Annotated in this window: 8 protein-coding genes; 2 read left to right on the top strand and 6 right to left on the bottom strand. The window is 68.9% G+C overall.

Translation table 11 applies throughout. The annotated features are described in order from the left end of the window. Positions 1–34: 34 nt before the first annotated feature. Positions 35–646, bottom strand: coding sequence for a heme-copper oxidase subunit III (locus ACFY3J_RS24625; RefSeq protein ID WP_384180117.1), 612 nt, complete (start codon positions 644–646; stop codon positions 35–37). A gap of 212 nt (positions 647–858) precedes the next feature. Here ACFY3J_RS24625 and ACFY3J_RS24630 point away from each other — a divergent pair, with 212 nt between their 5' ends. Further along, positions 859–1,260, top strand: coding sequence for a hypothetical protein (locus ACFY3J_RS24630; protein ID WP_225074338.1), 402 nt, complete (start codon positions 859–861; stop codon positions 1,258–1,260). A 92-nt stretch (positions 1,261–1,352) separates the two neighbouring features. Here ACFY3J_RS24630 and ACFY3J_RS24635 read toward each other — a convergent pair whose 3' ends face one another. From ACFY3J_RS24635 to coxB, 4 genes are all read right to left on the bottom strand, one after another. Beyond that, the gene (locus tag ACFY3J_RS24635; RefSeq protein WP_384180115.1) at positions 1,353–2,609 is read right to left on the bottom strand and encodes an Ig-like domain-containing protein; all 1,257 of its coding nucleotides are present in this window, start codon (positions 2,607–2,609) and stop codon (positions 1,353–1,355) included. A 151-nt stretch (positions 2,610–2,760) separates the two neighbouring features. Then, positions 2,761–3,159: a cytochrome c oxidase subunit 4 gene (locus tag ACFY3J_RS24640; RefSeq protein WP_141361606.1), complete on the bottom strand. Its 399-nt coding sequence runs from the start codon at positions 3,157–3,159 to the stop codon at positions 2,761–2,763. After that, positions 3,156–4,901, bottom strand: a complete 1,746-nt coding sequence (gene ctaD / locus ACFY3J_RS24645; RefSeq protein WP_384180112.1) for a cytochrome c oxidase subunit I — start codon at positions 4,899–4,901, stop codon at positions 3,156–3,158. The genes ACFY3J_RS24640 and ctaD overlap by 4 nt, the downstream gene beginning before the upstream one ends. Beyond that, positions 4,898–5,857, bottom strand: a complete 960-nt coding sequence (coxB, locus tag ACFY3J_RS24650; protein ID WP_384180110.1) for a cytochrome c oxidase subunit II — start codon at positions 5,855–5,857, stop codon at positions 4,898–4,900. Before coxB ends, ctaD begins: the two co-directional genes overlap by 4 nt. 341 nt (positions 5,858–6,198) lie before the next feature. Between coxB and ACFY3J_RS24655 the strand changes: the two genes are divergently transcribed. Next, positions 6,199–7,581, top strand: a complete 1,383-nt coding sequence (locus tag ACFY3J_RS24655) for a cysteine desulfurase/sulfurtransferase TusA family protein (protein WP_390841758.1) — start codon at positions 6,199–6,201, stop codon at positions 7,579–7,581. A gap of 148 nt (positions 7,582–7,729) precedes the next feature. Here the strand turns inward: ACFY3J_RS24655 and ACFY3J_RS24660 are convergent, their stop codons facing one another. Further along, a complete protein-coding gene (locus tag ACFY3J_RS24660; protein ID WP_384180106.1) occupies positions 7,730–8,704 on the bottom strand; it encodes a carbohydrate kinase family protein in 975 nt (324 codons plus the stop codon). Positions 8,705–9,033: the final 329 nt, after the last annotated feature.

Here is a 9,033-nt window from a genome sequence, read left to right on the forward strand (position 1 = left end):
CGTCGATGCTTGCGGACTTGGATCGGTTCGTCGGCTACTTGATCAGGTAGATCGTGGCGAAGAGTCCGATCCAGACGACATCGACGAAGTGCCAGTAGTAGGACACGACGATGGCCGCGGTCGCCTGCTCATGGGTGAACCTCCTGGCCGCGTAGGTGCGGCCGAGGACCAGCAGGAAGGCGATGAGACCGCCCGTCACATGCAGCCCGTGGAAGCCGGTGGTCAGGTAGAACACCGAGCCGTACGGGTCCGAGGACAGGGAGATCCCCTCGTGCTTCACCAGCTCGGTGTACTCGAAGATCTGACCGCCGATGAAGATCGCACCCATGATGAAGGTGACGATGAACCAGCCCCTGAGCTTCTTCACGTCACCGCGCTCGGCGGCGAAGACGCCGAGCTGGCAGGTGAGTGAGGAGAGCACCAGGATCGTGGTGTTCACCGACGAGAAGGGGACGTTCAGAGCGCCCGCCATCTCCTTCCAATACGCCGGACCCGTCACCGAGCGCAGGGTGAAGTACATCGCGAAGAGGGCCGCGAAGAACATCAGCTCGGAACTCAACCAGATGATGGTTCCGACGCTGGTGAGGTTCGGTCGATTGACCGACGGGTGCGCGTGCCCGGTTTCTACTGTCGTTGCTGTCGCCACGCCGACATTATGTCGGTCGCTTATCCCGCCCTCACCCCGGGGGGTGCCGTTCGGAGTGTCCCGGGGGTGTGCCTTGCCCGAACGGCCCCCTCGAAGGGCTGTTCCGACCGCTGTCTACCAGGAGTTGAAGGGGGTAGCATCCGCGCCATCGGTACCCGGAAGTTCCCGACAGTTCCCGACGGGGTTTTCCCGACCAACGACGCGGAGGAACAATGCAGGCGACCGCCACGGTGCTGGTCTACAGCGACGACGCCAACACCCGGGAGCAGGTGCGGCTGGCGAGCGGCCGCCGGCCGGCTCCGGACGCCCCCGTGGTGGAGTTCCTGGAGTGCGCCACGCCCGCCGCGGTCCTCAAGGAGCTGGACCGGGGCGGCATCGACGTCTGTGTCCTGGACGGCGAGGCCGTGCCCATGGGCGGCATGGGGATGTGTCGGCAGATCAAGGACGAGGTCTTCAACTGCCCACCGGTGCTGCTGCTCATCGGGCGGCCGCAGGACGCGTGGCTGGCCACGTGGAGCCGGGCGGACGCCGCGGTCACGCTTCCGGTGGAACCGGTGGAGTTCGCCGCCGCTCTGGCCTCCCTGCTGCGCAAGAAGGCGCTGAGCGGCGTCTGAGGCACTCGGACGGGGCCCGGCGGACGGCCCGGCCCCGTCCTGTGCGGCCGCGGGCCGTCCGTGCCCCCGTCCGGGTCCTGCCGTCCCGCGTCTCAGACGCTCTGCGGGGTCAGCCGCGCCTTGTTCTGCGTCCCGGCGCCGTCGGCGGCGCCGGCGATGGCGCTGCCCTGAACCCACTTCTGCCAGGGCATGTTCCAGTCGCCGAAGCCGTTGTCGAAGAGCTCCATGTTGTGGCCGGACGAGTTGACGACCTGGACCAGGTCGCCCTCGTGGATGATGTTGAAGAACCAGGAGGCGTTGGGGGTGCTCATGCCGGTGCAGCCGTGGCTGACGTTGGCCGCTCCCTGGGAGCCGACGGACCATGGGGCGGCGTGGACGTACTCGCCGCTCCAGGTCACGCGGGTGGCGTAGTACACCGGCAGGTCGTACGAATCGCTGGAGCCCGCGGCGATGCCGACGGTGGAGCTCTTCATCTGGACGTAGTACTGCTTGGCCAGGACGACCTTGATCCCGTTGCGGGTCGCGAAGCCGGGCTTGCCGGTGGTGATGGGGATCTCCTTGATCTTCTCGTCGTTCCTGTAGACCGTCATCAGGTGCTTGGCCGCGTCCGTGACCGCCACGATGCGGTCACCCGTGGTGATCTTCAGCGGCTTGGCCGCGCCGCCCCGCAGCTTGTCACTGATCTTGATGTTCTCCAGGTTGCTGTGCGCCTCGACGGTGGCGTTGGCGGGCCAGTAGTCCTGCGGGCGGTAGTGGAGCTCCTTGTCGTTCACCCAGTACCAGGAGCCCTGCACGGCGGGCTTGGAGTCGACCCTGAGGGCACGCTCGACGACGGTCCGCTGGGCCTTGTCCTTGATGGGCTGGTCGAGTTCGGCCGTGATGGGCTGGCCGACACCGTAGGTGCCCGCCTCCGGCCCGAACTTGACGTTCAGGAGCTGCCGGCCCGTGGGCTTGTTCGTGTCGAACGTGAGGACCTTGCGGCCGGGCCTTCCGTCCTCGTCCTCGGTGCTCACGCGGACCGTGTAGTGGGCGCCCCCGGCGAGTGGTGAGGTGCTGTGCCAGCGGCTGCCGTCGGCGGCCAGCTCGCCGGAGACCTGGCGCCCCGTGGCGTCCACGGCCGTGACGTCCGTGATGCGCCCGTCCTCGCCCTGAGTGGTGACTTCCAGGGGCTTGTCCGGGTCGGCCTTCTTCCCGGCGTCCGTGGGGCCGCTGAAGGAGATCTGGTCCGCCGCGTCGTACGGGTAGGCAGCCAGCGGATTGCCGTCCGAACCGCAGGCGGTGGCACTTGTGCCGAGGGCGGCGACCAGCAGGACGGCTCCCGCTCCGCGGGAAATCACAGTGGTGCTCATGACCCTCACGCTAGGTAGCTTCGTCACCTCCGGCACGGTGACTCACCCGTTCGAGGGAATTTTCGAGGGGACAAGTCAGCCAAAAGAGGGAGTCCGGACTCTCCAGGTGGAGAGTCCGGACTCCCTGGTGTTCAGCGATGCTCGGCGCTGGTTACTGGGTGCGGTTCTCGCCGCGGTAGTACTCGAAGACCCAGCCCCATACGGAGATCATGATGATCGGCGCCGCGAAGTACACGAGCCACCAGCCGACCGCGATGCCGAGGAAGGCCAGCGCGCCACCGATGCCGAGGCCGAGCGGCTGCCAGCTGTGCGGGCTGAAGAAGCCCAGCTCGCCGGCGTCGTCCGCGACATCGGCCTCCTTGTCGTCCTGGGCGCCCACGTCGACACGCCGGGCCGTGAAGCCCAGGTAGAAGCCGATCATGATGGACAGTCCGAAGGCCATGAAGAGCGCCGTCGCGCCGACCGCTTCCTTCGACCACACGCCGTAGACGATGGCGGTGATGAGCAGGAAGACGCTCAGCCACATGAACATCTTGCCCTGGATCTTCACTTGCCGGCCTCCTTGCTGCCAGCGAGGGCTGCCTTCCCGGAGTCCCCGTGACCGGCGTTCTCAAGCTGGTCGAGCGCGGCGATCTCGGGGTGGTGCAGGTCGAACGCCGGGGATTCGCTGCGGATCCGCGGCAGGGTGAGGAAGTTGTGGCGCGGCGGCGGGCAGGAGGTCGCCCACTCCAGGGAGCGGCCGTAGCCCCACGGGTCGTCGACGCCGACCGGCTTGCCGTACTTGGCCGTCTTCCACACGTTGTAGAAGAACGGCAGGACCGACAGGCCGAGCACGAACGAGAAGATCGTCGACAGCGTGTTCAGCGCGGTGAAGCCGTCGGCCGCCAGGTAGTCGGAGTACCGGCGCGGCATGCCCTCGACACCCAGCCAGTGCTGGACCAGGAAGGTGCCGTGGAAGCCGATGAACAGCAGCCAGAAGGTGATCTTGCCGAGCCGCTCGTCGAGCATCTTGCCGGTGAACTTCGGCCACCAGAAGTGGAAGCCGGCGAACATCGCGAACACCACGGTGCCGAAGACGACGTAGTGGAAGTGCGCCACCACGAAGTACGAGTCCGAGATGTGGAAGTCCAGCGGCGGCGCGGCCAGGATCACACCGGTCAGACCACCGAAGACGAAGGTGATCAGGAAGCCGGTCGCCCACAGCATCGGCGTCTCGAAGGAGAGGCTGCCCTTCCACATGGTGCCGACCCAGTTGAAGAACTTCACACCGGTCGGGACCGCGATCAGGAAGGTCATGAAGGAGAAGAACGGCAGCAGCACGCCACCGGTGACGTACATGTGGTGCGCCCACACCGTCACCGACAGACCGGCGATGGCGATCGTCGCGCCGATCAGACCCATGTAGCCGAACATCGGCTTACGGGAGAAGACCGGGATGATCTCACTGACGATGCCGAAGAACGGCAGCGCGATGATGTACACCTCGGGGTGCCCGAAGAACCAGAACAGGTGCTGCCACAGCAGCGCGCCGCCGTTGGACGCCTCGAAGATCTGGGCACCGAACTTGCGGTCCGCCTCCAGCGCGAGCAGCGCCGCCGCCAGCACCGGGAAGGCCAGCAGGACCAGCACGGCGGTCAGCAGCACGTTCCAGACGAAGATCGGCATGCGGAACATGGTCATGCCGGGCGCGCGCATGCAGATGATCGTGGTGATGAAGTTGACCGAGCCGAGGATGGTGCCGAAGCCGGACAGGGCCAGACCCATGATCCACAGGTCGCCGCCGAGGCCCGGCGAGTGCACCGCGTCCGACAGCGGGGTGTAGCCGAACCAGCCGAAGTCGGCGGCACCCTGCGGGGTGAGGAAACCGCCCACCGCGATCAGCGAGCCGAACAGGTACAGCCAGTAGGCGAACATGTTCAGCCGCGGGAAGGCCACGTCCGGGGCGCCGATCTGAAGCGGCATGATCCAGTTCGTGAAGCCGGCGAACAGCGGCGTCGCGAACATCAGCAGCATGATCGTGCCGTGCATCGTGAACGCCTGGTTGAACTGCTCGTTCGACATGATCTGCAGGCCCGGACGGGCCAGCTCGGCGCGCATGAGGAGCGCCATCACGCCGCCGATGCAGAAGAACGCGAACGACGTCGCCAGGTACAGCGTTCCGATCGTCTTGTGGTCGGTGGTCGTCAGCCACTTCACCGCGAGATTGCCCGGTTGCCTGCGCCGGACCGGCAGCTCGCTCTCGTAAGAGTCCTCAGCTGCCGCGGCACCCTGAGGTTCGTTGAGGATGCTCACAGCTTGTTCGTCTCCCGGTTCTTCTCGTGGCTCGTCTGCGCGATGCCTGCGGGAACGTAACCGGTCTGCCCCTTCTTGGCGAGGTCCTTGAGGTGCTGCTCATAGCGCTCGGGCGAGACGACCTTCACGTTGAACAGCATCCGGGAGTGGTCCTGGCCGCAGAGCTCGGCGCACTTGCCCCGGAAGGTGCCCTCCATGGTGGGGGTCACCTGGAAGGAGTTGGTGTGGCCGGGGATGACGTCCTGCTTCATCAGGAACGGCAGCACCCAGAACGAGTGGATGACGTCGCGCGAGGTGAGGACGAAGCGGACGGTCTTGCCCTTGGGCAGCCACATGGTCGGACCGGGGTTGCCGTTCTGCGGGTTCCGCGTGCTCGGAATGCCGTAGTCGTAGACACCGCCGGCGTTCGCCGGGAAGTCCGCCTTGAACCGGTCCGGAATCGCGTTCAGGTTCTTGTCGGTCTTCGCGTCGCCCGACGAACCGGGGACGGGCTCGATGTAGTTGAAGGCCCAGCTCCACTGGTAGCCGACGACGTTCACCGTGACGTCCGGCTTCTTGGAGATGTCCAGGAGCTTGGACTCGTCGCGGGCCGTGAAGTAGAAGAGCACCGAGACGATGACGAGGGGGACCACCGTGTACAGCGCCTCGATGGGCATGTTGTACCGGGTCTGCGGAGGAACCTCCACCTTGGTGCGGCTGCGCCGGTGGAAGAAAGCACTCCACAGGATCAGACCCCACACCAGGCAGCCGACGGCGAGCGCGGCCGCCCAGGACCCCTGCCACAGCGAGAGGATCCGGGGAGCCTCCTCCGTGGTCGGAGTGGGCATACCCAGCCGGGGAAAGTCCTTGTATGTGCAACCGGTTGCGGTCGCCAGGACCAGGCCCGCAGTCAGTGCCTGCAGCAGCTTCCGCCGCATCGGGCGCCGCGGCGAGCGGTCGGAGCCGTTGGGACTCACGTAGCGCCTTCCCGAGAGTCTCGCCCGCGCTGTTCGGCTGCGGCCTTCTCGCTGGTCGGTCGCGGCCCCGCGTCGGGCAGGGGTTTGGATGTTTATGCGGACCAAACCCTACTGGACGCGTTCCGGCGGGTCGCGGGGAGGGTGCCATACGCGCCGCGGGTCAGCCCGAAGGGGTGGGATACCCCTGCGTGGGCCGGTTTGTGAGGGGGGTTCGGGGCGCCCGATGAGGCATGTATGCGCCCTTTGTCGTGGCTGCGGGCGGGTTGTGGTCTCCCGTGCCGGGCGGCGAAGCCGCACCTCGGCGCTGTCCCGTGTCCCTTCGGAACGCTTAGCGTTGACGTGTGGCCTACTTCGACGCTGCTTCCAGCGCTCCCCTTCATCCCGTCGCCCGGCAGGCTCTGCTGGCCGCCCTCGACGAGGGGTGGGCCGACCCCGCTCGCCTCTACCGGGAGGGGCGGCGGGCCCGGTTGCTGCTGGACGCGGCCCGGGAGGCGGCCGCGGAGGCGGTGGGGTGCCGGGCCGACGAGCTGACGTTCACCTCGTCCGGGACGCGGGCGGTGCACAGCGGGATCGCTGGGGCGCTGGCGGGCCGCCGCCGCGTCGGACGCCACCTGATCGTGTCAGAGGTCGAACACTCTTCGGTCCTCCATTCCGCCGAGGCGCACGAGGCGGACGGCGGGTCGGTCACGCGGGTGCCGGTCGACCGGCAGGGCACGGTGGCCGTGGACTCGTACCGGGCGGCGCTGCGCGAGGACACCGCGCTGGCCTGTCTTCAGTCGGCCAACCACGAGGTGGGCACCGAGCAGCCGGTCGCCGAGGTTGCCGCGGTGTGCCGGGCGGCGGGCGTTCCGCTGCTGGTGGACGCGGCGCAGTCGCTGGGCTGGGGTCCGGTCGGCGGCGACTGGTCGCTGCTGACCGCGAGCGCCCACAAGTGGGGCGGGCCGTCCGGGACCGGGCTGCTCGTCGTGCGCAAGGGGGTGCGGTTCGCGCCGCGCGGGCCGGTGGACGAGCGGGAGTCGGGCCGGGCGGCCGGGTTCGAGAACATCCCGGCGATCGTGGCGGCGGCGGCCGCGCTGCGGGCGGTACGGGCGGAGGCGGCCGAGGGGGCGGTACGGCTGCGGGAGTTGACGGAGCGGATCCGGGCGAGGGTGCCGCGGCTGGTGCCGGACGTGGAGGTCGTGGGCGACCCGGTCCGCCGGCTGCCGGGAGTCGTCACCTTCTCCTGTCTCTATGTCGACGGGGAGACATTGCTGCACGAGCTGGACCGCGAGGGCTTCTCCGTCTCCTCCGGTTCGTCCTGCACGAGCAGCACGCTGACGCCGAGCCATGTCCTCCGCGCGATGGGCGTGCTGAGCGAGGGCAACGTGCGGGTGTCGCTGCCGGCCGGGACGCCGGAGGAGGAGGTCGAGCGGTTCCTGGCCGTCCTGCCGGGCGTGGTGGCGGGGGTGCGGGAGAAGCTCGGGGCGCCGGCCGGGACGGCACCGGCCGGCGTGCGGGAGGACGCGCTGGTCGTGGACGCCCTCGGCAGGCGCTGCCCGATCCCGGTGATCGAGCTGGCCAAGGTCTTCGGGGACGTACCGGTCGGCGGCACGGTGCGCGTCCTGTCCGACGACGAGGCGGCGCGGCTGGACATCCCGGCGTGGTGCCAGATGCGCGGGCAGGAGTACGTGGGCGAGGAGCCGGCGGACGAGGGATCGGCCTACGTCGTCCGCCGGGTCTCCTAGGTTCCTCTGCGGTTCCTCTGCGGTTCCTCTGCGGTTCCTCTGCGGTTCCTCTGCGGTTCCTTCAGGTTCCGCAGGGTTCCGTGGGCTTCGCCGGGTTCCACCGGGTTTCACCGGGTTTCACCGGGGTCCGCCCGACACTCCGTCAGGCTCAGGCGAGGTGGGCGCGGACCTCGCGGGCCGCGTCGTCGCCGTAGGCCTTGGTGAAGCGCTCCATGAAGTGGGCGCGGCGCAGCTGGTACTCCTGGGTACCCACGGTCTCGATCACCAGGGTGGCCAACATGCAGCCGACCTGGGCGGCGCGGTCCAGGGAGACGCCCCAGGCCAGGCCGGAGAGGAACCCGGCGCGGAAGGCGTCGCCCACGCCCGTCGGGTCGGCCTTGCGCTCCTCGTCCGGGCAGCCGACCTCGACCGGGTCCGCGCCGGTCCGCTCGATGCGCACGCCGCGCGAGCCGAGGGTGGTGACGCGGTGGCCGACCCTGGAGAGGATCTCGGCGTCGTCCCAGCCGGTCTTGGACTCGATGAGGCCCTTCTCGTACTCGTTGGAGAACAGGTACGTCGCCCCGTCCAGCAGTATCCGGATCTCGTCGCCGTTCATCCGGGCGATCTGCTGGGAGAAGTCGGCGGCGAACGGGATGGCCCGCGAGCGGCACTCCTCGGTGTGCCGGAGCATCGCCTCCGGGTCGTCCGCGCCGATCAGGACCAGGTCGAGACCGCCGACGCGGTCGGCGACGGTCTTGAGCTCGATGAGGCGGGCCTCGCTCATCGCGCCCGTGTAGAAGGAGCCGATCTGGTTGTGGTCGGCGTCGGTGGTGCACACGAACCGGGCGGTGTGCAGGGTCTCGGAGATACGGACCGAGGAGGTGTCGACGCCGTGCCGGTCCAGCCAGGCCCGGTACTCGCCGAAGTCCGGTCCGGCGGCGCCCACCAGGACCGGTCTGGTACCGAGCTGGCCCATGCCGAAGGCGATGTTGGCGCCGACCCCGCCGCGCCGGACGTCCAGCTGGTCGACCAGGAAGGAGAGCGAGACCGTGTGCAGCTGATCCGCGACGAGCTGGTCGGCGAAGCGGCCGGGGAAGGTCATGAGGTGGTCGGTGGCGATGGAGCCGGTGACTGCGATGCGCACGGCGTGGATGCTCCTGGAGTCAGGGGGATTGACAGTTCACGCTACCCGCTCCCGCGGCCGGCGCCCACGTCGCCGCTCGCCGGTCCGGAACCGCGACCGGACATCCCCCACCGGACGGCACCCGACCGGGGCACGGTCCCACCGGACGGCACCCGACCGGGGCACGGTCCCACCGTCCGGGACGACCGGGCCGCCGTCCAACCTCCGCGACCCCGCCGGGTCACCGTCCGACCTCCGGGACGACCGGGCCGCCGTCCAACCCCCCGGACCCCGCCGGGCCGCCGTCCGCACCATCCGGGACGACCGGGCCGCCGTCCAACCTCCGCGAC

Origin of the sequence: Streptomyces sp. NPDC001231, assembly GCF_042896885.1 — a bacterium.
Taxonomy (GTDB): Bacteria; Actinomycetota; Actinomycetes; order Streptomycetales; family Streptomycetaceae; genus Streptomyces.

Coding starts and splice junctions, on each gene's coding strand:
- ACFY3J_RS24630 (WP_225074338.1), top strand. CDS start 859: ATGCAGGCGACCGCCACGGTGCTGGTCTACAGCGACGACGCCAACACC.
- ACFY3J_RS24635 (WP_384180115.1), bottom strand. CDS start 2,609: ATGAGCACCACTGTGATTTCCCGCGGAGCGGGAGCCGTCCTGCTGGTC.